Origin of the sequence: Staphylococcus chromogenes (assembly GCF_029024625.1) — a bacterium.
Classification (GTDB): Bacteria; Bacillota; Bacilli; order Staphylococcales; family Staphylococcaceae; genus Staphylococcus; species Staphylococcus chromogenes.
In genome coordinates this window covers 1,179,976-1,203,769 of sequence record NZ_CP118953.1, presented here as the reverse complement: position 1 = coordinate 1,203,769, position 23,794 = coordinate 1,179,976, and the positions used below count along the sequence as shown (strand labels likewise).

The window sequence follows — 23,794 nt, the reverse complement described above, 5'->3', positions numbered from 1 at the left end:
CCCTAAATCATTGTATCATCAACGTATTTATTTTTGACGCTGATAAAATAATTTTAATAGTTCGTTTAAATTTGTAGTATCATAATCTTTTGATAAAGTATTTAAAATTTCAGTTGCCTTAGATACATGTGACGAGAGTTGTTTCTCTGCACCTGCCTCACCTAGCAATGAAACGTAAGTACTTTTATCATTAAGAATATCACTTCCTACAGGTTTACCCAATTTTTCTTGATCACCATTGACATCTAGCAAATCATCTTTAATTTGAAAAATGATACCCAATTGTTCTGCAAAGTTTGAAAGTAAATTTTTGACATGTGAAGGTGCTTCGGAGATGATTGTTGCACTTTCAATTGCAAAATGAATTAAAGCCCCTGTTTTGTGGCTATGAATGGTCTCTAATTGATGGAGTTGTAGTTTTTCTCCCTCGCTTTGCATATCTAATGTTTGACCGCCTACCATTCCTAAATGCCCGCTAGCCGTAGATAGTAAATGAATGATTTCTATTTGTATATGTGGTGGCAAAGATTGAGGTTTAGAAATAAGTTCGAAGGCTTTAGTGAGTAAAGCATCTCCCGCTAAAATAGCCAACCACTCCCCATATTTTTTATGGTTCGTCGGTTTTCCACGTCTATAGTCGTCATTATCCATGACTGGTAAATCATCATGAATCAATGAATACGTATGAATCATTTCTAGTGCAATGGCTGTAGTCATACCACTTTGGTAGCTCTTCTCAGATAACATGTCTAACGTGGATAGCAATAATAACGGACGTATACGTTTGCCACCAGCTTCTAGAGAATAGCGCATACTTTCTTCTAATTTTGTTTGTAGTGGAGAAGATGTCACACTATTATTAAGTGCTACGTTGAAATCAGTTAAAATTTTATTCAACTTCGGATTCATCATTAGAAACCGCCTCATTTTCCATTAATTTTGCTACTTTTTCTTCAGCTTCTTTTAATGTCTTTTCACAAGACTTTGATAATGCCATCCCTTTTTGATATAATTCCATGCTTTCTTCTAAAGAGATACTATCATTATCTAGTTTATTAACAATTGTTTCGAGTTCTTTCATCATTTCTTCAAAATTTTTATTTTCTGTCGCCATTTTTACACCTTACCTTCGTAATAGTTGCTTCTACATGTCCATCTTTCATCATAATTTCAATATCATCCCCGTTTTTAAGAGCTTTTGGGCTAGAAACAATTTCATTATCCTTTTTTACTATGGAGTATCCGCGTAACATGGTTTGCGTTGGACTCAGATTGTTTAAGCTTTCAATTTTTTGAATCAATTGTTGTTCTTTATTTCTTAAAGTTGAACTTGTTAACTTTATAAGTTGGGAGGCTAATTGATGTTGGTGCTCTTGTTGTCTTATTATATTTTGATGAAAATGTTTAAGATGAAAGTTTTGTTGTAATATTGTTAATCGTTGTTGTTCACTTAACAATTTTTGTTTCATCGTTTCATGTAGAATACGATCTAAATCATCTCGTTTTTGAATGTGTTGGTCGTATAAAAGTGTAGGTTGTTTAAATTTATAATAAGACGTATATTGATTCATATATTGCCGTGCATGTTTAAGATACTGTTTAATAAAGCGGGTCATGAAGACACGACTTTGTTGAATCATTTGAAGTAAGTCATTTTGATCTGGTGTCGCAATCATAGCGGCTTGAGTTGGGGTTGCAGCACGAATGTCAGCGACGTAATCACTTAACGTTGTATCAGTTTCATGTCCTACAGCCGAGATGACAGGAGTCTGACATTGATATATGGCTTTGACGACCTCTTCTTCGTTAAAATTCCATAAATCTTCAATAGAACCTCCACCACGACCAAGGATGATGGTATCTACATTTAAACTATCAGCATATTTGAGCTTTTCAATGATATCCGCCTTTGCGGCTTCACCTTGGACGAGCGTACTAATTTTAATTTGTTCAGCAAGTGGATATCTGGAAGTTAGTGTATTTTGGATATCTCGAATGGCAGCACCGGTTTGCGCAGTCAGAATAGCAATTCTTGAAGGGTATTTAGGAATTGCTTTTTTATGTTCCTCATTAAAATACCCCTCTTTTGATAATTTACTTTTTAATTGTTCATATTTTTGATAGAGATTGCCGATACCGTCTAATTGCATAGTGTTAACATAAATTTGATAAGTGCCTCTTCGTTCATAGACAGACACACGCGCTTCCACTAAAACTTGGTCCCCTTCTTTTGGATCAAAATCAAGATGTTGGGCTTGAGCTTTAAACATCATGGCATTTATCAAGCTATTTTCATCTTTAATAGCAAAATAAAGGTGACCACTACTATGCTTTTTAAAGTTTGAAAGTTCCCCTTTGATAAGCACTGCTTGTAAGTGTGGATCCTTATCGAATTTATATTTTATATACTTTGTTAATGCAGAGACAGTTAAATAAGTAGTCATAGTATCACTCAATCTTTATTTAAATTACTTAATACGCCATTGATAAATCGATAATGATCATCGTCGCTAAATTGTTTGGCTAATTCTATCGCTTCGTTCATAATCACTTTTTTAGGTGTGTCGCTGTGTAACATCTCAAATGTTGCCATTCTCAAAATAATTCGATCTGTTTTTAATAGACGAGGAATTGACCAACCTTTTAAATGAGGTGCAATCGTTTCGTCAATTACAGATTCATGATCTTTCACCCCAGAAACGAGCCAGTAAATAAAGTCAAAATCAAGATTAGGATCTTCATCTTTAATAAAATGAATCGCCTCGTCAATTGTTAACTCTGAATTTTTAGTTTCCAATTGGAATAAGGTTTGGAACGCTTGACTTCTAGCTTGTTTTCTACTCATTACATCTTCTCCGTTTCATCATTAATGTTGCCCATTTTCGTTCATTTCTAAATGTGTAATATGCACATTGATTTGTTTTGGGGTTAACGCAGTCATATTTTTTATTGCGCTATGGATGGCTTCTTGAATTCTTAACGCTGTTGCAGAAATTTTTGAACCATACTTTAGTGCACAATACACGTTAAGATAGATTTCATTATCGATGATTTCAACTTTAACGCCTTTACTTAAATTTTTTACACCTAATCTTTCCAAAGTTTGGTTTCTCATGTCAGTAAAAACACCTTGTACGCCTTCAACTTCTGAAACAGCGATACTGGCAATTACTGAAATGACTTCAGGTACAATTTCGACTGTTCCAAGATTTGGATTGAAATTTCCAACAGATTTAGCCATATTGCTTCGCCTCCATATTAAATTATCCTTCTTCGTTCATAATATCGTAAATCTCTAAAAATTTGGTACTAAAAAATCCTTCTCTAAATACTGGGTGACCTAACAAACGTATATGGAATGGAATGGTTGTATCAATGCCCATGACTACAAATTCATTCAACGCACGTAATCCTGTCATTATAGCTTCATCCCTTGAAGGTTGGTGAACAATCAATTTTGCTACCATAGAATCATAGTAAGGAGGAATCATGTAATTATTGTAACAAGCTGATTCTATACGTACACCGTATCCGCCAGGTGTTAAATATTGAGTGATTTTTCCAGGAGATGGCATAAAGTTTTTATAAGGATTCTCAGCGTTTATCCTAAATTCTATCGCATGACCATTGATTTGAATATCTTCTTGAGTATAGGGGAGCTTTTCTCCCATAGCTACTTTGATTTGTAATTTAACTAAATCTACCCCCGTCACCATTTCTGTGACTGGATGCTCAACTTGAATTCGAGTATTCATTTCCATGAAATAAAATTTATCCTCATCTAGGTCATAAATGAATTCAATTGTTCCTGCATTATAATACTCAACAGCTTTTGCTGCCCGAACAGCTGCTTCGCCCATTTCCTGGCGCATCTTTTCTGAGAGAATAGGTGAAGGCGCTTCTTCGACAAGCTTTTGCATTCGGCGCTGTATCGTACAATCACGTTCACCTAGGTGAATGACATTACCATGTTCATCTCCCATGATTTGAATTTCAATATGGCGAAAATTTTCAATGAATTTTTCTAAGTAAAGTCCCCCGTTACCAAACGCTGTTTCAGCCTCTTGTTGTGTCATTTTATATCCATTAACGAGCTCATCTTCATTTCGCGCGATTCGTATCCCTTTACCACCGCCCCCGGCAGTTGCTTTTATAATGACTGGATAGCCAATAGTGTTAGCTGTTTCGATGGCTTGCTCAATACTCTCAACAAGTCCTTCACTGCCTGGAACAACAGGTACATTTGCACGTTTCATTTCTTCTTTAGCAATATCTTTAATCCCCATTTTTTGAATGGAATTATAACTAGGACCAATAAATTTTAATTGTACAGCTTCACATAATTCAGCGAAGTCCCCATTTTCTGCTAAAAATCCGTAACCCGGATGTATGCCATCACAACCTGTAGAAGTGGCAATAGATAATATATTTGGAATGTTTAAATATGAATCTTTTGATTGCTTAGGCCCCACACAGTAAGCTTCATCGGCTAGTTGAGTATGTAAAGCATCTTTATCGCCTTCTGAATATATTGCCACTGTTTGAATTCCTAATTCATGGCATGCACGAATAATGCGCACTGCAATCTCGCCACGGTTCGCAATAAGTATTTTTTTCATATTATTTCACCTTAAACAATGCTTGGCCATACTCAACCATTTGTCCATCTTCTACAAGAATTTCAACGATTTCACCTGAAACTTCTGCTTGAATTTCATTGAAAAGTTTCATTGCTTCTAAAATACATACTGTTGTATTTGCAGAAACTTGGTCTCCAACTTGTACATATGGATTTTCTTCTGGTGAAGGAGATTTATAAAAAGTCCCTACCATAGGAGCTGTAATTGTTTGTAAATTATCATCTTGTTTTACTTCATTATTCGAAACATCAGATTGTACCACTTGAGGTTCAGCGCTAGCAGGTGCAATGTTTGTCGGTGCAACTGCTGTAACTTGTTGTGTCACCAATTCTTTTTCTTTTTTCAGATTAACAACTGTCCCTTTATCTTCAATATTAATTTCAGTTAAATTAGAGTCACTTAAAATTTCAATTAACTCTTTAATCTCTTTAAAATTCATAATGTTTCTCCCTTATGATTGAATTATTTCTATCATACTATTTTACTTGAGGAAATGGACCAATTCAAGCAAATACCAGTGGATGATACAGTAAAACGGGGTTGGCACATCCATTCATGTCCAACCCCAAATTGATTATTTTATTACAACTAACTTATTAATGCTTAATTATTCTACATTGAATAAAGATAAAAACGCTCTTATTAATGAGAAAATTATGCACGTGATACATAACTACCGTCAGTAGTGTTAATCACTAACGTATCACCTTCGTTTACGAATAACGGCACATTTAGTGTGTAACCAGTTTCAACTGTCGCTGATTTAGTAGCACCAGTTGCTGTATCACCTTTAATACCAGGTTCTGTTTCAGTCACTTGAAGTTCAACAGTTTTTGGGAGTTCTACTCCAATTGTTTCACCTTCGTATGTTTGAATTTGAACATCCATATTTGCTTTAAGGAATTTTAATTCATGTTCTAAATAAGCTGTTGTTAATTCAGTTTGCTCAAAAGATTCATTATCCATAAATACATGGTTGTCCCCGTCAGCATATAAATATTGCATACGACGATTTTCAATCATAGCAGGTTCTACCTTTTCACCTGCACGAAAAGTTTTTTCTTGGATAGCACCCGTACGTAAATTACGTAATTTAGATCTTACGAATGCAGATCCTTTTCCTGGTTTAACGTGTTGAAATTCAATTACTTTCCAAATCCCGTTATCAACTGAAATTGTTAAACCTGTTTTGAAATCATTTACAGAAATCATGCATTTTCCTCCTCAAGTATCACTCTCTTATAAAATAATAAGGTCTTTTGTTGAATTAGTAAAGCGTCGTCCTCCATTTTCAGTAATTAAAATGTCATCTTCTATTCTGACTCCGCCTACACCTTGCACGTAAATCCCCGGTTCAATTGTGACAACATGGTTAGGCTCCAGTACTTGATGTGATTTTTGAGATAGGTTTGGCATTTCATGTACATTGAGCCCTACGCCATGACCTAGAGAATGACCGAAATTTGAACCATATCCAGCGTCCTCTATTATTTTTCTAGCAATAGAATCTATTTCTTTACCTGTCATGCCAGGGCGAATTTGAGCTACAGCTGTTTCTTGACTTTTTAACACAATTTCATAAATTTCTTTCATTTTAGCACTTGGCTCACCTACAGCAAATGTGCGCGTGATATCAGAAGCATAACCATCATAATAAGCGCCAAAGTCTAAAGTGACCATATCGCCTTTTTCAATAACTTTATCAGTGGCAACCCCATGTGGTAATGCGCCCCGATAGCCTGAAGCAACAATCGTATCAAATGATGTTTTTTCAGAGCCTAAGTGTAACATTTTACTTTCTAAATGGGCCTTAACCTCTTTTTCAGTCATGCCTGGTTCGACAATTTTTAATATGTAGTGGTATGCATCATCAACAATTTTTGCGGCTTTATCAATGGATTGAATTTCGTTATCGTCTTTGACCATGCGAATTTTTTCGATTTCGTCTCCTAAAGTAATAAGGTCATGGCGCCCTCTATTTAAATTTAAAAATGTATCATAAGAAACGAGATGACTCTCAAAACCAATGTTTGACAAATGAGATGTTTTAAATTGCTCAACCATCTCATCTAATAAAGGTTTTGTATGTTGAATAATTTGAAAATCAGGTGCTTGTTTTGTTGCTTGTTCTATATATCTAAAATCTGTCAAAAGAATATTTTTATCTTTAGTGATTAACAATCCACCACTAGAGCCAGTAAACCCTGAAAGGTATCGACGATTGAAGTCTGTTAAAATCACAATACCATCAAGTTGTTTTTTTTCTAACAATGCTTTGACTTTTTTGAGTCTTATATTCATAAAATTTGCCCCCTTATTTATTTGTGATTACTTCTATGATACCGTAAAATAAATACTTGTATAGTGAAAAACTTTGGATTAGGAGTCAGTTATGAAAAAGGTAGCAAGTCTATTTCTCGTATCTTCAATTTTATTAACAGCCTGTGGGAGTCAAAATTTATTGCCTTTAGAAGAAAAAAGTACTAAATTAAGCGATAAAAATCATGATCTCAAACTAGAAAACCAAGAAATTAAGAATGAAAATGCGCAAAAGCAAAAACAATTGGAAGCATTGGATAAAGATAATCAAAATAAAAGGCAAGCGAAAAATAATCAAACCATGTCTGATTATTTAAAAGTTTCCTCTGATTATTATAATGAACTCACTCACTTGATTAATGAATATCAAAAGATTGATAAAGAAGTACTCAAAAACAAGAAAAATAATGATGTAAATGACCAATTGGATGCTATTATCAGTGACCATGAAGAAGCTGTTTCGACCTATAAAGACAACATAGATTCCTCAGAAATCAAAAAGAACAGTGAAATTAAAAAACAAGACAAGGAGGTCCAAAAACTACAACAACAAATTAAGTCATCTTTCAATGACATTAAAAAAGGATACGATAAAAAAGATCTTAAACAAATTAATAAAGGAAGACAGGAACTCGTTAATTTGGAAGTCAACGTAAATTCAACTGAGAATCAGTAAAGGAGAAAATCATGAAAGCATTACAGAATATATTTTTTGGGATTATTATAGCTGTTGCTATTATAGGGCTATTATTTAACTTAGACGCTGTTTTGTTTAGTTTGGTGAACACCCTTATAGTGGTAATTATATTTTTAGGGATTATTTTTTTGATTTATTTCTTTTTCTTTTTAACACCGGATCAACGAAAATATAAAAAAGCCGTATGGAAAAATAAAATACGACGTCGACGTTAATAAAAAAGGCACTGTATCTCTTTGATTGAGACAAACAGTGCTTTTTTGTTTATTTACGATATAAAAATTCTTTAGAACGATATTTTTCACATAGTTCTTCCACTTCTTGTAATTGTGCCTCTGAAAGTTCTAAAGGTTTAAATTCAATATCTAACCCTTTTTTAAAACCCTCATAAAAGGCATGCTCCATTTCTTCTAAACTTACTTTTTTATCAGAAAGGTCATTAATGGCAATCGCTTTATCTACAAAAGCCTCTTTCATTTTATCTTTTAGTCGCGTATTTTTAAAGATAAACATATCAAATAAATCATCGATATCAACATCTTGTAGAATAGAGCCATGTTGTAGGATGACACCTTTTTGGCGAGTCTGAGCACTTCCAGCAATTTTCTTACCTTCGACGACCAACTCATACCAACTTGGTGCATCAAAACAAACAGAGCTTCTCGGTTGTTTCAATTTTTCACGCTCTTCCTTTGAACGTGGTACTGAAAAATAAGCATCGAAGCCTAGAAGTTTGAACCCTTCTAGTAAACCGGTAGATATGATTCTATAAGCCTCAGTAACCGTCTTAGGCATAGCTGGATGTGATTCTGGGACAATAACACTATAAGTGAGTTCTTTGTCATGAAGGACACCACGCCCCCCGGTTTGTCTACGAACTAAGCCGTACCCCTTTTCTTCTACTTTGGCAATGTCGATTTCTTTTTCAAGACGTTGAAAATATCCTATGGATAACGTTGGTGGATTCCATGTATAGAAGCGGATGACCGGATCTATTTCACCTCGTGAAACGAAATTTAATAATGCCTCATCAAAAGCCATATTATAATATGGATCACGTTTCCCTGTATTAATAAAATGCCATGTTTCAGTCATGTGAAAAACTCCCTCATTGTCTAAAAATTTAAAGAGATCCTTAAAATTGAATCTGTTTAAAAGTAATTGATTTATCGTTAAAAAATTTTGATAAATTTGCATATCACCTTTATAATAATAATATCGGTAATTTAGGGAGGATGCAAGATGAGCAACGTTATGATAATCGCTATAATTGTTCTTGTAGCTGTCATTGCATGGATGCTTCTAAACTTTTTCTTAAACAAAAAAGCAGTGACAGAACTTAATCAAGAAGATTTCCAGCAAGGGCTACGTAAAGCGCAAGTGATTGATTTAAGAGAAAAAGCAGATTATGATTATGGCCATATCAATGGCGCACGTAATATTCCAATGACGATGTTTCGACAAAGATATCAAGGGTTACGTAAAGACCAGCCAATTTATTTAATCGATGCGAATGGGATAGCCAGCTATAGAGCCGCACGTACGTTGAAGAAAAAAGGATATAAAGAGTTATATATGCTTAAAGGCGGCTATAAAAAGTGGACAGGAAAGATTAAATCTAAAAAATAAGAGGTTCCTTGAAACAAACTTTTACTAAAACCTTTATAGCATCTAAATAGACGTACTTTTATGGGGATTGGATGATTGGCATCCATCCCTTTTTTGTGGTCTTATACATAAAAATGCCTAGGCAAAGGAGCCTAGGCATTTTTAATACATATATCACTATTCTTTTTCTGCTTTGAGTCCTTCAAATTTAAGGATTGGTTTACGTGCAGCAGTTGTTTCATCGAGACGATCAATAATTGTTGTGTGTGGTGCTTCTAAAACTTTATCAGGGTCTTCTTCCGCTTCTTTAGCAATTTGCAATAACGCATCGCAGAAATAATCTAGAGTTTCTTTAGATTCTGTTTCTGTTGGTTCAATCATCATACCTTCCTCAACATTTAATGGGAAGTAGACTGTTGGTGGGTGAACACCAAAATCAAGAAGACGTTTAGCCATATCTAAAGTACGGACACCAAGTTTTTTCTGTTTCGTTCCACTAAGTACAAATTCATGTTTACAGTATTGATCAAATGGAATGACAAATGTGTCTTTTAAGCGTGCTTTAATGTAGTTGGCATTAAGTACTGCCGCTTCTGACACTTCTTTAAGACCTTTATATCCCATTGTACGGATATAAGTGTAAGCACGAAGATAAATACCAAAGTTACCATAGAACGGTTTAACACGTCCGATAGAATACTCGATATCATTATCATAAACAAAACGGTCTCCATCTTTCACAACAAGAGGTTTCGGTAAGAATTGACGTAATTCTTTTTTCACACCGATTGGACCTGAACCAGGACCGCCACCGCCATGTGGACCTGTGAATGTTTTATGAAGATTTAAATGAACCGCATCAAATCCCATATCTCCAGGACGTACTTTATCCATAATCGCATTTAAGTTTGCGCCATCATAGTATAAAAGACCGCCAGCTTCGTGTACAATATCACGAATTTCCATAATGTTAGTTTCGAAAATACCTAAAGTATTAGGGTTTGTTAACATGATGGCTGCAGTTTTATCACCTACTAATTCTTTAAGGTGATCGATATCTACTTCGCCTTTTTCATTAGATTTAACCGTTACCGATTTGAAGCCAGCAAAGTGAGCAGAAGCTGGGTTCGTACCATGTGCTGAGTCAGGTACGATAACTTCATCACGTTGCGTATCACCATTTTTAAGGTGATAAGCTTTAAATACCATAAGTGCTGTCCATTCACCATGTGCCCCTGCAGCAGGTTGAAGCGTAATTTCATCCATACCTGTAATTTCTTTTAATTCTTCTTGTAAACTATAAATGATTTCTAATGAACCTTGAATTTGATCAACATCTTGTAATGGATGAGCTTCAGCAAAACCACCGATTCTAGCTACTTTTTCGTTGACTTTAGGATTGTATTTCATTGTACAAGAACCTAAAGGATAAAAACCAGTATCGACACCGAAGTTTTTATTAGAAAGTTCAGTGTAGTGACGTACTAAGTCAAGTTCTGCCACTTCTGGGAATTCAGCTTTGCTTTTACGAATAAATTTATCATCTAATATTTTTTCTGCGACCCCGTTGTCAATTTCTTTTGGTGGTAATGAATATGCAAATCTACCTTCTTTAGAGCGTTCAAAAATTAATGGACTTGATTTACTTACCATTAAGCTCACCTGCTTTCTTCACGAATGTATCAATTTCGTCTTTAGTACGAAGTTCTGTAACTGCAACTAACATATGATTTTTGAATTGGTCATCTACAGCACCTAAATCAAAGCCACCAATAAAACCTTCATCTAATAATTTCTTATTGATTTCTTCGATTGAAGAGTCAAATTTGACAACGAACTCATTATAAGAAGTTCCCTCTAAAACTTCAAAACCATTAGATTTAAATTGTTCTTTAGCATAGTTGGCGTTTTCGATGTTTTGGATTGCGATATCTTGGAGTCCTTGTTTACCTAAGGCAGACATTGCAATAGATGATGCCAATGCATTAAGTGCTTGGTTTGAACAAATATTTGATGTCGCAGTTTCACGACGAATGTGTTGTTCGCGTGCTTGTAATGTTAATACAAATCCTCTATTTCCGTGATCATCTTGAGTTTGACCTACTAAACGACCTGGAATTTTACGCATTAACTTTTTAGTTGTTGCAAAGTAACCACAGTGTGGTCCACCAAATTGTGATGGAATACCAAATACTTGAGTATCACCAACTACAATATCAGCACCAAATTCACCAGGAGGTGTTAATAATCCAAGTGCTAAAGGATTTGCATAGACAATAAATAAGGCTTTTGTACCTTCAATGAAAGATTTGATTTTTTCTAAGTCTTCAATAGATCCATAGAAGTTTGGATATTGAACTGCAACTGCTGCAGTATCATCATCAATGACTTCTTCCAATTTAGCAAGATCAGTAATTGTACCATCTAAATCAACTTCTACAACTTCGTATTGCTCACGACTTTGTGAATAAGTGTGAAGTACTTGAAGGGCTTGATAGTGCATTCCTTTAGAAACAACAAGTTTTCTTTTTTTAGTTTTGTCCCATGCGAGGATACATGCTTCTGCGAAACTTGTAATACCATCATACATAGATGAGTTCGCAACATCCATTCCTGTTAGTTCACAAATCATTGTTTGGAATTCGAAAATCGCTTGTAATTCACCTTGTGAAATTTCAGGTTGGTAAGGTGTGTATGCAGTGTAGAACTCAGAACGAGAAATCATTGCGTCCACAACTGATGGCGTATAGTGGTCATAAACCCCAGCCCCAAGGAAACTCGCATGTGTTTCTTTTGTTATATTTTTGCTAGCTACTCTATTTAATCTTTTTAATAGTTGCGTTTCAGCCTCTGCATCTGCAATGTTTAAATCTCTATCTAAGTAAACATTTTCAGGAACGTCTCCAAAAAGTTCAGCGATTGAGCTAACACCAATAGTGTCTAGCATTTCTTTTTGGTCTTTCTCTGTTAATGGAATATAACGATGACTCAATTTGTCCACCCCTTATTTTTTAATTTGATTTTTCTTAACGATCTGTGCTTTAACTTGACGTTTACGCACTTGAATGACAACTTCTTTGCCCATTTCAAACTCATTACGGTCAATAATACCTAAACCGATAGAATTACCTGTGGATGGTGATTGTGTACCAGAAGTTACAACGCCAATTTCTTTGCCTTCTGTATTTAAAATTGTATAACCTGTACGAGGAATACCTTTATCAATCATTTTTAGACCTACAGTACGGCGAGGCGCTCCATTTTCTTTTTGCTCTTTTAATACGGATTTACCAATAAAGTCAGCATCAATAAGTGGTTTAACGGCAAACGCAATACCACCTTCATATGGCGTGATTTCTTCAGTTAAATCTTGGCCATGTAATGGTAAACCAGCTTCAAGTCGCAATGTATCACGTGCACCTAATCCACATGGAGTTACGTCTTCTTTTAATAATTCGTCCCAAATTGTTGTTGTGTCCTCTGAGTTACAATATATTTCAAAACCATCTTCACCTGTATAACCAGATTGAGAAAGAATGACATTTTTACCAAATAGTTCAACGTTCTGTTTGAATTCAAACATTTTCATTTGACTTACATCTTCTGAAACGTGCTTTTGAATAATGTCACGGGCATTAGGACCTTGTATAGCAAGTTGACCATATTCCTCTGATACATTTTTAACTGTCACATCAAAATCATTTGACTGTTTTTGAATCCAATTAAAGTCTTTCTCAGTATTTGCTGCGTTCACAACAAGTAAATATCTTTTATCATCTAATTTGTAAGTAACTAGGTCATCGATAACGCCACCTTTTTCATTACAAAGTGTCGTATAATGTGCGTTTTCAGTAGTAAGCAAAGTTGTATCGTTCGTTAAAACGTATTGAACTAAGTCATCTGCTTGTGCACCCTCTACTAAAATTTCCCCCATATGACTTACATCAAATAAGCCTGCTTTAGTACGGACAGCATTATGTTCTTCTTTGATACTTGTGAATTGGACTGGCATAGCCCAACCACCAAATTCTACAATTTTCGCACCTGCATCAACGTAATGTTGATATAATGGTGTTTGTTTTAAATTTTCCACCATGTAACATCCTCCTCTTAATAATGAAAAACAGGGAAGTATTGATACTTCCCTGTTGCGATACCTTCAGGAATGCGTCACAATATTATCCTTTTGCCTGAGAGATTCATAATTTAAATTACTTGCTCCTTCGGCGATGGATTTAACCATTCTCTCTAATATTGATCATTCGCAAATAGTGCCTTTTTAATTTCATCAAGAACAATACTTAATGATTTATCAGTATTCACCTTGATGAATGCGATTTCATTATATCTTGAAATACGACTTAAATACAAGTTTTTTAAACTCGAAAATGATTTGGCGTGAGCATTTGGTCGATTACTATCATTATGTACGCGATTATATAGAGTTTGGAATGGCGCATCTAGCCATATTATTGTGATTTCTTTACTTTTTAGCAATTGAAAACTCTTTTTAAATTCTACAATTCCTCCACCAGTGGCAATGATTTTGGCTGAGGTTAGTTGTTTTTTTAATTGATTATATTCACGTTTACGAAAACCCTCTTCTCCAAATGTTTCAAATATTTGAGGGATAGTTTTTTGTTCGTGTTGAACTATCACTGCATCTAAGTCAACGAAATCTAATTGAAGATCACGTGCGAGCATCTGTCCAATAGTTGTTTTCCCTGAGCCCATAAATCCGATTAGAAGAATGGGGTGACGGTTATTCATCATTTGTGGTTTTCCTTTCCTCTAAAATTTTATTCATTGCATTGTCATATACGTAATTTAATGCATCCAATGATTTTAATTTTAGACTATATACCGACAAATAAAAAGAAGTAAACAGTAAGTATATACTAAAAATGGCAAATACGAGTGGCAATGTAAAACCTTGTTTAGAAGAGAACTTCATGAGATCTCCACTCCTTACCAACTTTATATTTAATATTCATGAGGAGATGATGTTTATATACTTTTTTGAATTTGGCTTCAGACACTTGATGTAAAACAGTAATATTACCTTTACCATTCACTGTTTTTATTAATTTTTGATTATCATAAGCGTATGTGATGGTTTCGTGTTGTAATGGCAATGTAATTTTATGATGTTCAACTTTTATTTGAGATAATTGTGCTTTACCAATAGAATCACTTAATTCTTTGACCATTAATTCAAATGTATAAGTATCATCGTAAATAACAAGCGATTTAAATTGTATTAATACGTAAAATAAAATAGGAATGATAGCAATAAGTATAGATTGAATCATGAAACCTATTGTAGTTTCAATGAGTGTGAATCCCTTTTTTTGAGCGACAATATTTTTGATTGTTTTCTTTATCTTGAATACAGAGTTGCTGCTTTGTTGAATAAACTTCATATTTTGAAAATTGTTGCCTTTCTTTAGGAATGTTAACCTTAATAACATTAAAAAGTGTTCTTTTTAATTCAAGCTCTTGTTTGGTCAAGATATAAGTACTTTCTAATTGATGTATCAATGGAATAAATGAAAAACAAATAATTGTAATAATCATTAAACTAAAAAGTGATTCAAGGTAAATATATCCATTGTTTAGTTTTCTAAAGATACACGATACCTCCCTTGTTCAATGTGGAAAATGAGTTTAAACTTCTGCTGGTGATATAAGAACTTTAAAGTTCCAAACTTTGTAATGTGTCCATGAGTATTAAATTGAATGTAATCAAGGTTCGATGAATTTAATAAAATGAGTGGTGACAATGAATCATAAAAAGGTTTTTCATTTCCTATTTGTATTTTAATGTCATTATGGTACGGACGAAATACAAGTAATACGGGTTGTTTGTGTTTAATAGCTAGAGACTGATAGTAATCAATTTCACTTGTGAGCTTAGCTACTTGTGTTTCTAAATCAAATGTAGGAATGAGGGATTGCTGATTTGTAACAGTTAAAAACAAAGTTAAAGAAATAATCGTAAGAACCAATAAAAATTCTATTAAAGTAAATCCTTCTTTATGAAACAACGGCTTCTCCGCCACGTAATATGATGGTGTCTCCATTTTTGCATGATTTTTGATTTTCTTTGATATAACCTTCTTGAACAAGTTCGTCGATTGTTGAAGGTTTTCGATTAAATTTCAAAGTATATGCTTCAATTTGACTTTCGACTAATTTAAGTTGTGCTGAACAACCTGTTTTTTGAATATGTTCTGATTGTTTAGCAATATTAGGAATAATTAGTATTAAAAGTACACTTATAATTAACAAAACTAAAAGCATTTCAATTAACGTAAACCCCTTGTTTTCTTTTAACTTTTTAAATAATTTCATCATAATTTCTCCTTTTACTTTTCAATTGTTTGAATCATTTCAAAAATCGGTAACATCATTACTAAATAAACTGAAAGAATAAGACATCCAATTAAAACAAACATAATGGGTTGGATAAAGCTAATATGCTTTCTAATATATTCTTGAATATGATCAAGTAAAAATTGAGAATATATTATTAATTCAATATCCAATTTGTCCCTTTTCTCACCTTGCTCGATATAATCGATAAATCTAGGTTCAAAACATGAGAATTGACGCATAATATCAGTAAACTGTTTCCCTTCATTAAGTTCATCTCGTAGTGTGACTCCAAGGTATTGTAAAAAAAGGCTTTCTTTTTGTTTCATATAAATGTGAACGATATCGTTAAGTGATATTCCATTTTTAAAAAATAAAGCAAATTGGTTAGTGATTTGGTAAGTGATGTAAAGACGATAATAGCTTTTCAATATGGGCAAATGAGATAAAATTTTGATTTGCCGAGACATGGATTGTCGGTTTAACCATTTCTTAAATAAGTAATAAAACAAAAGGCAAATAATTAAAGTTATGAGGAAAATATATGGAAAATAGGCAATAAAACGTTGTAGCATATGTTGCAACGGATTTTCTTTGATGTCCATAGACTGGTACATCGATTGAAATTCAGGCATCACAGTATGATTTAAAATAATAATTAAAAAGATAAAAATGAGTAATAACAATAAAGGATACTGAATACTTTTATAAAATTGGGAAACTAATTTTTGATTTTGCTTGTAGAAAATGTGACATTGTTTTAACGTACTTGGAAGGGTACTGTACCTTTCTGCAAAATACAGCTGCATGAGGATAGTGTTAGGAAATTTTAAGAATTTCAGAAGTTCATAGCATGTACTTCCATTCTTAAGCATTAGTGTGAAGCTATTTACAAGTGTTTTATCTTTTACATTTAATTGTTTGAATAGAAAAGTCATGGCTTCTACAAGGGTAAATCCATGAGATAATAATGCGTGCAAGCGAATCATTAGAGTTAAATGCTGTTTTTTTAGTAAGTACATTTGATATTTATTTTTTATACTTTCGTAAAGTTTGTTCATCAATCTCCCCTTCCTTTTGTAAGTCATAAAGTTTTTCACTTAAACTTTTAAATGAATCTGGCAATGTAAAATTGTGGTTTAGAAAGTATTGAATGTCTAAACTTGTCATGGTTTCATAGACTAATCTTCTATCGTTGTTTTTAGTTGTGATTAGTCTTTGATTAACGATCATATTTAATGATTGTATTAAATCTTGTTTGGTAATGCCCATTTCAATGAGTCTTAATAAGACACCTTGACAATCATTCGCATGAATCGTTGGCAAGACGAGATGTCCACTTAAACTTGCTTGCGTCACTTCTTTGGCAATTTGTTTGTCTCGTATCTCCCCGATTAATATAACATCAGGATCACAACGTAAAATAGCTTTAAGAGAACTACCATATGTGATGTCTGCTTTTTCATTTACAGAAATTTGAGTAATGCCATTAACGAGCTGCTCTACAGGGTCTTCTATAGTAATAATATTTAAATTTAATATTTCTTTAGCATAAACGACCATTTGATACATGAGTGTACTTTTACCAGCTCCTGTTGGGCCACTAAATAAGATGAGTCCTTGTTTTTTCTCCATTATTTTACGAATGTCGTTAGTGGTTTGAAGTTTGTCTGTCTGAAATATTTGCGGCGTTATTCTTATTACACAACTTTCAGTGCCCAAGTTTAGTGGTAATGTAGAAACACGCAAATAATACAGTTCTTGGTACTCATAGATGTATCGCCCACTTTGAGCTCTATGGCGTGAAGAAACATCTAAACCTGATTTGAACTTGAGTAAAGTTAAAATTCTTTGGTATGTCTCTAGATTCAGAGTGTCAAATGTCTTTAAGTTATCTTTTATTCTCAATTTTACATCAACTTGGGAAGCGGTTGGAATAAAGTGGACATCTGAAGCGTCATGGGTTATGGCATACTGTAATACATGGTCTAATAATAACTGCATAAAAAATCACCCCTTACATTGATATACACGTAAGAGGTGTGGGAATTTCTTTTTAACCATTTAAATATGGATTAAAATATTCATTTTCAATTGTCGTGCTTGCACCATGGCCTGGATAAATAGGCATTGTTTCGTCTAGTTCGAAAAGTTTTTCTTTAATAGAGTCGACTAAAGTTTCATAGTCACCTTGATATAAATCTGTACGTCCAATACCATTATTAAATAATGTATCCCCTACAACAGCAAAATCCTTAAAGACATACGAGAGACTACCAGGTGAATGACCAGGTGTAAATAAAACATCTATATCAAAACCATGTAAAGCTATTTTGCCTTCAGATATTGTTTTTGGTGATGCTTTACTTGTAATAATTGGAAGTCCCATTTCTTTGAATTTTGCTGACCCATTTTTTTCAGGGTTTTGAAGAAAATCAATTTCATTTTCGTGCATATAGACTGGAACATCATATTCCGCTAATATATCATCTAATGCGGCAATATGATCAAAATGTGCATGAGTAAGTAAAATAGCAACTAAGGGCTTATTTAGTTCTTTAATTTTATTAATGATTTTATGAGATTCGCCTGCTGGGTCAATTAAAAGAAGTGACGAATCATTCGTAACAAAATAAGTATTAGTACTCACAAAACCTAATGGTAAATATGAGATCTCCATCTTACATTCCCCTTTATGATAAATGTTTTTGAACAGATTTTAATTTGTCATTCATTTTCCGCTTTTTGTCTCTTCGATCATCAATACGAATATTTGTACATACACGATCTAATCCTTTATTAAATGGAAGTTCGTGTATCGTTTTAACAACCTCTAGTAAATCTTCTAAATCCCCTTCTATTAAGGTGTTCATCGGTGTAAGTTGATAATCGATTTTTCCCTGTTGTTTGAATTTTTCAAGTTCAACTTGAATTTCCGCAATGTATTTACTTACACTAGGTCCATTTGTACCTACAGGTATTACTACAACATCAACAATAGCCAATTAAATACGCTCCTTTTCAATAACATAAGTTTTAATTAATCCGGCAGCTCCTGTAATACCGGCATCGTTTCCAAGTTTCGCTCTTACGATTTCTGTATTTTCTTGGGCGGGTGTGAAAGTAAGGTGTCGATATTCTGTTTTGATATTTTCAATTAAAATGTCACCCGCTTCTGACATGCCCCCACCTAAAATAATATACCTTGGGTTTGTTGTCACACTTATAATACTTGCTAAATAAGCAATATGCTGGGCGACACGTTCAGTAATAAATATACAGAACTGATCACCGGCCTTAGCTGCATCGAATACAGCTTTAGCTGTGACTCTATTTTCTTTAATTAAAGGTAATATAGAGGATTTAAAAGTTAATTTAGGATAATAAAAGTTAACTAAATTAACGACACCTGTTGCAGAGGCGACAGTTTCAATACAGCCAGATTTGCCACAATTACACTGAAAACGTTGATCATGGTCGACACGTATGTGTCCTAGTTCAGCACCAGAACCATTGTGACCGTGGACAATTTCTCCATTTGAGATGATGCCCCCACCTAAACCTGTACCCAAAGTTATGGCAACCACATCATCGGCTTGATTACCTGCCCCATTGTGTTTTTCACCTAGCGCTGCAACATTTGCATCATTATCGACATAGACGGGAAAACCTACAAATTCAGAAAGTATTGCCTTAACATTGACTTTACTTGGCCAATTTAAATTTACTGCACCATGGATAATTCCTGTTTCAAATTCAACTGGGCCCGGGATACCAATCCCTAAACCAATCACTCGGCTCATATCCAAGTGCATGTCTTTACATTTTTTTACGAAAGCCGTATAAATTTGTTCAAGAAGAACTCGTCCGCTCGGATCTGATATATCTGTCTCTATTGACCATTTTGCTATACGTTCGAGTTGATCATTAAAGATACCAAGTTTACAAGTTGTGCCACCAACATCGGCAGCTAAAATTAAATCTTTTTTCATCCGCGTTTCATCCTTCTTTGATTAATTAACAATTTTGATTGTATGAACGTTTCGTTATTGATTAGTTCATGTTTATAAAGCGTTCTGATCTCTTGCTCTATCATTTCTAGCATATCATCTTCATTGTCAAAGTAAATAATGAAGCCGAATTGTTTTAATAATTGTAAAACATCATAAAATGTTTTGAGATTGGTCTGCATGTTAATCATCCAGTTCTTTTTTTAAATTGATAGCGTTTTTATTTTGAGGATTACTATTTAAAGCTTGTTTGACAAATTTTTTGGCACTTTTATTATCGCCGAGTGAACGGTTAGCTATGGCCATTTGGTAATTCAGAGGGACAGATTTTGGGAATATTCGTAATCCTCTTTCCCATTCAGCCATCGCTTCTGCTTTTGAATCTTTAGCCGCTATAACTAATCCTGAAAGGTAATAAGTTTCATCGTCAGCATAGCCTTTATCCATTGTTTCACGAATCATATGTTTCGCTTCTGATAATTCACCATTATTCATTTCGTTCTGTACTATTTTATTATAAATGTTAATATCATCGATTAAAAAAATACGAATTAACAGGCCAACAACTAGGATACCTAAGATGATTAAAAGAATTTTAAACCCCTTTTTATATGTTTTGTAGTAATATCCTATGTAAACGATGAAACCTCCGGCAAAGAGACCAGTAAGATGAGCAATAATATTTACGTTGCGCATAAATAGCGTAATAACCGCCATTATAATCGCAGCAACTATTATCTGTAACATCATTTTTTGTGTGAATTTTTGACTTATGAGCATCATAGCGATTAGTGCGCCTAATAGACCAAATATTGCGCCACTCGCCCCTAAAGAGAAACTTGAATTGATAAACGCAAGTGAAAAGAGGTTTCCCATTACGCCGGCAAAAAGATAAACGACGAGTGTTCGCCAGTGGCCAATAAAGGATTCAACAAGTTTACCAAAAATAAAAAGCGAAAGCATGTTAAACAGTAAATGCTCAAAATTCAAATGTAAAAATAGAGAAGTAATTAATCTATAAATTTCGCCATGTACAAAATTAAAATGTGAAAGCGCACCTAAACTGATGATTTCTAAATCAGTTTTATGTGGGACAAATAATAATATACATAGCCAAATAAGGACATTTATCGCAATTAAACTATAAGTCATAGGTGCGAACCGGTACATGGCATGTTCAATTGGATTTTGATTCAGTGTGCGCTGTTTAAAATATGTGAGTGGTTTTGTATCCTTAGAACGCAATTCTCTATTTAACAAAGGATGTTTATTAAGTTGTAACAATTCCTTTTTGGATTTTATTTGATGAAATTGTATTTTTACAGGATGGTGCGTGTGAAAAGCGCTGATATCCATTTCCTTTTCATTTAGTAAATAGACATCATATTTTCGGACTTTAAACGTTAAAAAATGATCGATGTCATGCTGATGTTCTTTTAGTCTTTCATAAGTAAACTTTAATTCTTGAGTCGTAAAATCATCATATTTAAAAATGACAATGTGACCTCTTTTGTGATGTGCTAACCACACTTCGTTTTTCTCTTTATCATAATGAACACATTGATAATGTAAATATTTTATCCATAGATAGGCAGCTTTCCACTGATATTTTTCTTCTAACATATACGGCCTCCGTTGTGCTATGTTTTTGCAATGATTAATTCTTGTACCGGATAGTCATGGGGTTCTACAGGTAATTGATCGGATAATTGGATATCATATATTAAACTTATCGTTGAAGGCTGATATTTAGAAAGAAACTGATCGAAATAACCGCCACCGTAACCAATACGATAACCAGCATGATTGAATACAACTCCAGGTACAATGACTAAATCTAATTCATTATGAATTAATGTATCTGCATTAACGTATCGAATAGATTTTTCATCTAGTTCCACTTGGTCAAGTTTTTCAAGTTGTTGAAACTGCATAATATGCGCATCATAATTCGTAGAAGGTACAAAAACTGATTTATTTTGCTCAAGGGCGTATTTAATTATCGAATCTGTTTCAACCTCATGAGGCATAGATAAAACAACCCCAATATTTTGAGCATTTTTAAATTTGTCATGTTCAATGAGTTGCTGAAACAAAAAGGAATCTGCTTTTGATTTAACGTTTTTATTAAGTCCTCGCATCAAAGCAAGCGTTGATTTTCGCATTTCTTTTTTACTCATATTTTGTCCCTCCTCTAGTATATATGTATATTATAGCGTGCCCTATTTACAATGTCATGAAAAGACAGTTAAAAAATATGAGGAGGATGAAGTCACGAGACATTTTTAAAACAACAGTATTTTGTAGCCTTCAAATATAGTACAAAACACTTAAAAAAATAGCTAGAACACAAGGTGTTCTAGCCCAAGAATAAATTATTTAGTTTCACGATGTAATGTATGTTTGTTTTCGCGAGCACAGAATTTTTTCATTTCAATACGTTCTGGATTTGTTCGTTTGTTTTTAGTTGAAATGTAGTTACGATCTCCACATTCTGTACAAGCAAGAGTTACGTTGACACGCATATAAACCCTCCTCATCTTTCTTAAAATACGACTTTATTATCATACCATCTTCGAACTTAAATGGGAAGAGTTAATTGTCATATGATTCGTAACGTTCACCAGTAATAAAATAATAAATATGTTCGGCGATGTTAACAATATGGTCACCAATACGTTCTAAATATCTAGCGACTAAATGTGCTTGTCCTGCCACAAAGGGATCGTTATCGATTAAGTATGATGAGTTGACAATTTGTTTGTACAAATCATCGATATCCTTATCTCGTTCGATAATTTCTTTCACTAAATCTAAATCATCATCTTTTGCCGCATCATTCAAATCTTTAAGCATCAATAAGGCTAGTCGGCCCATGGCTTCTAATCTCATAACGAGATACTTGTCTGAAAATTTAACACGTGTACGGATTTTGGCAATATTTGCGGCGTTGTCACCCATTCTTTCAAACTCTGAAGCAATTTTTAACGCTGACATCATTAAACGTAAATCTTTCGCCATTGGCTGTTGTTTCGTAATCAACATGACTACTTTTTCATTAACATCATATTCAAGTTTATTAATTTCAGTATCATTTTTTATGATTTTTCTTGCATGTGTGACTTGGCTATCTGTTAGAACACGAATAGATTGATCTATCATTGAATAAGTGCGAAGACCCAGTGTGCGAATATCTTTAAATAACTCGTTTAACTGTCCTTCATAGCGTTTTCTAATGACCATAGGCTTATCCAAATCTTCCTGAAATATAATCTTCAGTTTGTTTATCTGAAGGGTTTGAAAAGATTTTATCAGTATCATCGTATTCATTTACATAGCCATTTAAGAAAAATGCAGTTTTATCTGAAACACGCGCAGCTTGTTGCATGTTGTGCGTCACAATAATGATAGAATAATCCTTTTTAAGGTCTTGTACTAATTCCTCTACACGTAATGTAGAAATAGGGTCAAGCGCTGAAGTAGGTTCATCCATCAAAATAACATCTGGTTCAATTGCTAAACAACGTGCGATACATACGCGTTGTTGTTGACCGCCTGATAAACCATAGGCGTTTTGGTCTAAACGGTCTTTTAATTCATCCCAAATCGCAGCTCCGCGCAAAGATTTTTCAACAATTTCATCTAATATTTTTTTATCTTTAATTCCGTGAATGCGTGGACCATAAGTAATATTATCGTAAATGGATTTAGGAAATGGATTCGGTTGTTGGAAAACCATACCGACATTTGTACGTAATTTTTCTACAGGATAACTTTTATCAAAAATATTTTGATCGCGATATAAGATTTTTCCTGAAGTTTTTACTGTTGGCACAAGTTCCACCATACGATTTAAAGCTTTTACATATGTGGACTTCCCAGAACCCGATGGCCCAATGATTGCAGTGACATTTTTTTCTAAAATATCAAGGTTAACATTTTTAAGAGAATGTTGTTCGCCGTACCATAAGTCTAAATTTTGTGTAGAATATACGACACGTCTTTCACGATCACTTAATGTCTCATGTTTTTCGGTTTGATCTTTTGCAATAAACGGTTGTTTCTCATGACTATCGTTTACTTTTTCTGTATGTTTTTCAAGTTCTTTTATGTTATTCATAGAAAACCCTCTTTTCAATCTATAC

The 23,794-nt window shown here is 33.8% G+C and carries 32 protein-coding genes and 1 riboswitch; of the genes, 3 read left to right on the top strand and 29 right to left on the bottom strand.

Annotated features, from left to right (window positions below; genetic code table 11):
* Nucleotides 1–27 precede the first annotated feature (27 nt).
* From PYW36_RS05925 to PYW36_RS05885, 9 genes are all read right to left on the bottom strand, one after another.
* Nucleotides 28–912 (bottom strand): polyprenyl synthetase family protein, encoded by an 885-nt coding sequence (locus PYW36_RS05925; RefSeq protein WP_037573852.1) that lies wholly within the window; start codon nt 910–912, stop codon nt 28–30.
* Nucleotides 890–1,114 (bottom strand): exodeoxyribonuclease VII small subunit, encoded by a 225-nt coding sequence (locus PYW36_RS05920; protein ID WP_037573854.1) that lies wholly within the window; start codon nt 1,112–1,114, stop codon nt 890–892. Before PYW36_RS05920 ends, PYW36_RS05925 begins: the two co-directional genes overlap by 23 nt.
* Nucleotides 1,098–2,444 (bottom strand): exodeoxyribonuclease VII large subunit, encoded by a 1,347-nt coding sequence (gene xseA / locus PYW36_RS05915; RefSeq protein ID WP_037573856.1) that lies wholly within the window; start codon nt 2,442–2,444, stop codon nt 1,098–1,100. The genes PYW36_RS05920 and xseA overlap by 17 nt, the downstream gene beginning before the upstream one ends.
* A gap of 8 nt (nt 2,445–2,452) precedes the next feature.
* Entirely contained in the window at nt 2,453–2,845 is a 393-nt protein-coding gene (gene nusB, locus PYW36_RS05910; protein ID WP_037573858.1) for a transcription antitermination factor NusB, read from the bottom strand.
* Nucleotides 2,846–2,866: 21 nt separating this feature from the next.
* Nucleotides 2,867–3,241, bottom strand: coding sequence for an Asp23/Gls24 family envelope stress response protein (locus PYW36_RS05905; protein ID WP_037573860.1), 375 nt, complete (start codon nt 3,239–3,241; stop codon nt 2,867–2,869).
* A 22-nt stretch (nt 3,242–3,263) separates the two neighbouring features.
* Nucleotides 3,264–4,619 (bottom strand): acetyl-CoA carboxylase biotin carboxylase subunit, encoded by a 1,356-nt coding sequence (gene accC, locus PYW36_RS05900; protein WP_037573862.1) that lies wholly within the window; start codon nt 4,617–4,619, stop codon nt 3,264–3,266.
* A gap of 1 nt (nt 4,620) precedes the next feature.
* Nucleotides 4,621–5,079, bottom strand: a complete 459-nt coding sequence (accB, locus tag PYW36_RS05895) for an acetyl-CoA carboxylase biotin carboxyl carrier protein (RefSeq protein WP_037573863.1) — start codon at nt 5,077–5,079, stop codon at nt 4,621–4,623.
* A gap of 215 nt (nt 5,080–5,294) precedes the next feature.
* Nucleotides 5,295–5,852: an elongation factor P gene (gene efp / locus PYW36_RS05890; protein WP_037573865.1), complete on the bottom strand. Its 558-nt coding sequence runs from the start codon at nt 5,850–5,852 to the stop codon at nt 5,295–5,297.
* A gap of 27 nt (nt 5,853–5,879) precedes the next feature.
* Nucleotides 5,880–6,941 carry a M24 family metallopeptidase gene (locus PYW36_RS05885; protein ID WP_103159092.1) on the bottom strand — a complete coding sequence of 354 codons (1,062 nt, stop codon included), beginning with the start codon at nt 6,939–6,941 and terminating at the stop codon, nt 5,880–5,882.
* Nucleotides 6,942–7,032: 91 nt separating this feature from the next.
* Here PYW36_RS05885 and PYW36_RS05880 point away from each other — a divergent pair, with 91 nt between their 5' ends.
* The gene (locus PYW36_RS05880) at nt 7,033–7,635 is read left to right on the top strand and encodes a hypothetical protein (RefSeq protein WP_037573870.1); all 603 of its coding nucleotides are present in this window, start codon (nt 7,033–7,035) and stop codon (nt 7,633–7,635) included.
* Between the two features lie 11 nt (nt 7,636–7,646).
* Nucleotides 7,647–7,871, top strand: coding sequence for an SA1362 family protein (locus PYW36_RS05875; protein WP_037573873.1), 225 nt, complete (start codon nt 7,647–7,649; stop codon nt 7,869–7,871).
* Between the two features lie 49 nt (nt 7,872–7,920).
* Here the strand turns inward: PYW36_RS05875 and PYW36_RS05870 are convergent, their stop codons facing one another.
* Nucleotides 7,921–8,751 carry a lipoate--protein ligase family protein gene (locus PYW36_RS05870; protein WP_037573874.1) on the bottom strand — a complete coding sequence of 277 codons (831 nt, stop codon included), beginning with the start codon at nt 8,749–8,751 and terminating at the stop codon, nt 7,921–7,923.
* 147 nt (nt 8,752–8,898) lie between these two features.
* On the opposite strand from PYW36_RS05870, the gene PYW36_RS05865 reads away from it, so the two are divergent.
* Entirely contained in the window at nt 8,899–9,285 is a 387-nt protein-coding gene (locus tag PYW36_RS05865) for a rhodanese-like domain-containing protein (RefSeq protein WP_037573877.1), read from the top strand.
* 156 nt (nt 9,286–9,441) lie between these two features.
* Here PYW36_RS05865 and gcvPB read toward each other — a convergent pair whose 3' ends face one another.
* The 19 genes from gcvPB to pstB all read right to left on the bottom strand — a co-directional run bounded on the left by gcvPB (nt 9,442) and on the right by pstB (nt 23,769).
* Nucleotides 9,442–10,917, bottom strand: coding sequence for an aminomethyl-transferring glycine dehydrogenase subunit GcvPB (gene gcvPB, locus PYW36_RS05860; RefSeq protein WP_037573879.1), 1,476 nt, complete (start codon nt 10,915–10,917; stop codon nt 9,442–9,444).
* Nucleotides 10,907–12,256, bottom strand: a complete 1,350-nt coding sequence (gcvPA, locus tag PYW36_RS05855) for an aminomethyl-transferring glycine dehydrogenase subunit GcvPA (protein ID WP_103159093.1) — start codon at nt 12,254–12,256, stop codon at nt 10,907–10,909. Before gcvPA ends, gcvPB begins: the two co-directional genes overlap by 11 nt.
* 12 nt (nt 12,257–12,268) lie before the next feature.
* Nucleotides 12,269–13,360, bottom strand: coding sequence for a glycine cleavage system aminomethyltransferase GcvT (gene gcvT / locus PYW36_RS05850; RefSeq protein WP_103159094.1), 1,092 nt, complete (start codon nt 13,358–13,360; stop codon nt 12,269–12,271).
* A 72-nt stretch (nt 13,361–13,432) separates the two neighbouring features.
* A riboswitch (glycine riboswitch) is annotated at nt 13,433–13,526 on the bottom strand.
* Nucleotides 13,513–14,037 (bottom strand): shikimate kinase, encoded by a 525-nt coding sequence (locus PYW36_RS05845; protein WP_103159095.1) that lies wholly within the window; start codon nt 14,035–14,037, stop codon nt 13,513–13,515. (Overlaps the previous riboswitch by 14 nt.)
* A gap of 164 nt (nt 14,038–14,201) precedes the next feature.
* Nucleotides 14,202–14,576, bottom strand: a complete 375-nt coding sequence (locus PYW36_RS05840; protein ID WP_107374195.1) for a competence type IV pilus minor pilin ComGF — start codon at nt 14,574–14,576, stop codon at nt 14,202–14,204.
* A 16-nt stretch (nt 14,577–14,592) separates the two neighbouring features.
* Nucleotides 14,593–14,775 carry a hypothetical protein gene (locus tag PYW36_RS05835; protein ID WP_133172104.1) on the bottom strand — a complete coding sequence of 61 codons (183 nt, stop codon included), beginning with the start codon at nt 14,773–14,775 and terminating at the stop codon, nt 14,593–14,595.
* Nucleotides 14,776–14,879: 104 nt separating this feature from the next.
* Complete coding sequence (gene comGD / locus PYW36_RS05830; protein ID WP_051604961.1) at nt 14,880–15,311, bottom strand: competence type IV pilus minor pilin ComGD; 432 nt, start codon at nt 15,309–15,311, stop codon at nt 14,880–14,882.
* Nucleotides 15,301–15,618 (bottom strand): competence type IV pilus major pilin ComGC, encoded by a 318-nt coding sequence (gene comGC / locus PYW36_RS05825; RefSeq protein ID WP_037573894.1) that lies wholly within the window; start codon nt 15,616–15,618, stop codon nt 15,301–15,303. The genes comGD and comGC overlap by 11 nt, the downstream gene beginning before the upstream one ends.
* Nucleotides 15,619–15,632: 14 nt before the next feature.
* On the bottom strand, nt 15,633–16,700 hold the full coding sequence (comGB, locus tag PYW36_RS05820) for a competence type IV pilus assembly protein ComGB (protein WP_103158615.1): 1,068 nt from the start codon (nt 16,698–16,700) through the stop codon (nt 15,633–15,635).
* Nucleotides 16,669–17,643: a competence type IV pilus ATPase ComGA gene (comGA, locus tag PYW36_RS05815; RefSeq protein WP_103158616.1), complete on the bottom strand. Its 975-nt coding sequence runs from the start codon at nt 17,641–17,643 to the stop codon at nt 16,669–16,671. The genes comGB and comGA overlap by 32 nt, the downstream gene beginning before the upstream one ends.
* A gap of 52 nt (nt 17,644–17,695) precedes the next feature.
* Nucleotides 17,696–18,319, bottom strand: coding sequence for an MBL fold metallo-hydrolase (locus PYW36_RS05810; protein ID WP_037573902.1), 624 nt, complete (start codon nt 18,317–18,319; stop codon nt 17,696–17,698).
* Between the two features lie 13 nt (nt 18,320–18,332).
* On the bottom strand, nt 18,333–18,644 hold the full coding sequence (locus PYW36_RS05805) for an MTH1187 family thiamine-binding protein (RefSeq protein ID WP_037573905.1): 312 nt from the start codon (nt 18,642–18,644) through the stop codon (nt 18,333–18,335).
* The gene (locus PYW36_RS05800) at nt 18,645–19,631 is read right to left on the bottom strand and encodes an ROK family glucokinase (protein ID WP_037573907.1); all 987 of its coding nucleotides are present in this window, start codon (nt 19,629–19,631) and stop codon (nt 18,645–18,647) included.
* On the bottom strand, nt 19,628–19,831 hold the full coding sequence (locus tag PYW36_RS05795) for a YqgQ family protein (RefSeq protein WP_037573910.1): 204 nt from the start codon (nt 19,829–19,831) through the stop codon (nt 19,628–19,630). The genes PYW36_RS05800 and PYW36_RS05795 overlap by 4 nt, the downstream gene beginning before the upstream one ends.
* Before the next feature lies 1 nt (nt 19,832).
* Nucleotides 19,833–21,272: a rhomboid family intramembrane serine protease gene (locus PYW36_RS05790; RefSeq protein ID WP_037573914.1), complete on the bottom strand. Its 1,440-nt coding sequence runs from the start codon at nt 21,270–21,272 to the stop codon at nt 19,833–19,835.
* Between the two features lie 17 nt (nt 21,273–21,289).
* On the bottom strand, nt 21,290–21,829 hold the full coding sequence (locus PYW36_RS05785; protein WP_037573917.1) for a 5-formyltetrahydrofolate cyclo-ligase: 540 nt from the start codon (nt 21,827–21,829) through the stop codon (nt 21,290–21,292).
* Between the two features lie 195 nt (nt 21,830–22,024).
* Entirely contained in the window at nt 22,025–22,189 is a 165-nt protein-coding gene (gene rpmG, locus PYW36_RS05780) for a 50S ribosomal protein L33 (RefSeq protein ID WP_255201399.1), read from the bottom strand.
* Nucleotides 22,190–22,244: 55 nt separating this feature from the next.
* Nucleotides 22,245–22,892: a phosphate signaling complex protein PhoU gene (gene phoU / locus PYW36_RS05775; protein ID WP_037573922.1), complete on the bottom strand. Its 648-nt coding sequence runs from the start codon at nt 22,890–22,892 to the stop codon at nt 22,245–22,247.
* 4 nt (nt 22,893–22,896) lie between these two features.
* The gene (gene pstB / locus PYW36_RS05770) at nt 22,897–23,769 is read right to left on the bottom strand and encodes a phosphate ABC transporter ATP-binding protein PstB (RefSeq protein WP_037573925.1); all 873 of its coding nucleotides are present in this window, start codon (nt 23,767–23,769) and stop codon (nt 22,897–22,899) included.
* Nucleotides 23,770–23,794 lie beyond the last annotated feature (25 nt).

Bases quoted from the DNA above. Each gene is read 5' to 3' on its own strand.
- PYW36_RS05925 (WP_037573852.1), bottom strand. From the start codon at position 912: ATGATGAATCCGAAGTTGAATAAAATTTTAACTGATTTCAACGTAGCA.
- PYW36_RS05920 (WP_037573854.1), bottom strand. From the start codon at position 1,114: ATGGCGACAGAAAATAAAAATTTTGAAGAAATGATGAAAGAACTCGAA.
- xseA (WP_037573856.1), bottom strand. From the start codon at position 2,444: ATGACTACTTATTTAACTGTCTCTGCATTAACAAAGTATATAAAATAT.
- nusB (WP_037573858.1), bottom strand. From the start codon at position 2,845: ATGAGTAGAAAACAAGCTAGAAGTCAAGCGTTCCAAACCTTATTCCAA.
- PYW36_RS05905 (WP_037573860.1), bottom strand. From the start codon at position 3,241: ATGGCTAAATCTGTTGGAAATTTCAATCCAAATCTTGGAACAGTCGAA.
- accC (WP_037573862.1), bottom strand. From the start codon at position 4,619: ATGAAAAAAATACTTATTGCGAACCGTGGCGAGATTGCAGTGCGCATT.
- accB (WP_037573863.1), bottom strand. From the start codon at position 5,079: ATGAATTTTAAAGAGATTAAAGAGTTAATTGAAATTTTAAGTGACTCT.
- efp (WP_037573865.1), bottom strand. From the start codon at position 5,852: ATGATTTCTGTAAATGATTTCAAAACAGGTTTAACAATTTCAGTTGAT.
- PYW36_RS05885 (WP_103159092.1), bottom strand. From the start codon at position 6,941: ATGAATATAAGACTCAAAAAAGTCAAAGCATTGTTAGAAAAAAAACAA.
- PYW36_RS05880 (WP_037573870.1), top strand. From the start codon at position 7,033: ATGAAAAAGGTAGCAAGTCTATTTCTCGTATCTTCAATTTTATTAACA.
- PYW36_RS05875 (WP_037573873.1), top strand. From the start codon at position 7,647: ATGAAAGCATTACAGAATATATTTTTTGGGATTATTATAGCTGTTGCT.
- PYW36_RS05870 (WP_037573874.1), bottom strand. From the start codon at position 8,751: ATGACTGAAACATGGCATTTTATTAATACAGGGAAACGTGATCCATAT.
- PYW36_RS05865 (WP_037573877.1), top strand. From the start codon at position 8,899: ATGAGCAACGTTATGATAATCGCTATAATTGTTCTTGTAGCTGTCATT.
- gcvPB (WP_037573879.1), bottom strand. From the start codon at position 10,917: ATGGTAAGTAAATCAAGTCCATTAATTTTTGAACGCTCTAAAGAAGGT.
- gcvT (WP_103159094.1), bottom strand. From the start codon at position 13,360: ATGGTGGAAAATTTAAAACAAACACCATTATATCAACATTACGTTGAT.
- PYW36_RS05845 (WP_103159095.1), bottom strand. From the start codon at position 14,037: ATGATGAATAACCGTCACCCCATTCTTCTAATCGGATTTATGGGCTCA.
- PYW36_RS05840 (WP_107374195.1), bottom strand. From the start codon at position 14,576: ATGATTCAATCTATACTTATTGCTATCATTCCTATTTTATTTTACGTA.
- comGC (WP_037573894.1), bottom strand. From the start codon at position 15,618: ATGAAATTATTTAAAAAGTTAAAAGAAAACAAGGGGTTTACGTTAATT.
- comGB (WP_103158615.1), bottom strand. From the start codon at position 16,700: ATGAACAAACTTTACGAAAGTATAAAAAATAAATATCAAATGTACTTA.
- comGA (WP_103158616.1), bottom strand. From the start codon at position 17,643: ATGCAGTTATTATTAGACCATGTATTACAGTATGCCATAACCCATGAC.
- PYW36_RS05810 (WP_037573902.1), bottom strand. From the start codon at position 18,319: ATGGAGATCTCATATTTACCATTAGGTTTTGTGAGTACTAATACTTAT.
- PYW36_RS05800 (WP_037573907.1), bottom strand. From the start codon at position 19,631: ATGAAAAAAGATTTAATTTTAGCTGCCGATGTTGGTGGCACAACTTGT.
- PYW36_RS05795 (WP_037573910.1), bottom strand. From the start codon at position 19,831: ATGCAGACCAATCTCAAAACATTTTATGATGTTTTACAATTATTAAAA.
- PYW36_RS05790 (WP_037573914.1), bottom strand. From the start codon at position 21,272: ATGTTAGAAGAAAAATATCAGTGGAAAGCTGCCTATCTATGGATAAAA.
- PYW36_RS05785 (WP_037573917.1), bottom strand. From the start codon at position 21,829: ATGAGTAAAAAAGAAATGCGAAAATCAACGCTTGCTTTGATGCGAGGA.
- rpmG (WP_255201399.1), bottom strand. From the start codon at position 22,189: ATGAGGAGGGTTTATATGCGTGTCAACGTAACTCTTGCTTGTACAGAA.
- phoU (WP_037573922.1), bottom strand. From the start codon at position 22,892: ATGGTCATTAGAAAACGCTATGAAGGACAGTTAAACGAGTTATTTAAA.
- pstB (WP_037573925.1), bottom strand. From the start codon at position 23,769: ATGAATAACATAAAAGAACTTGAAAAACATACAGAAAAAGTAAACGAT.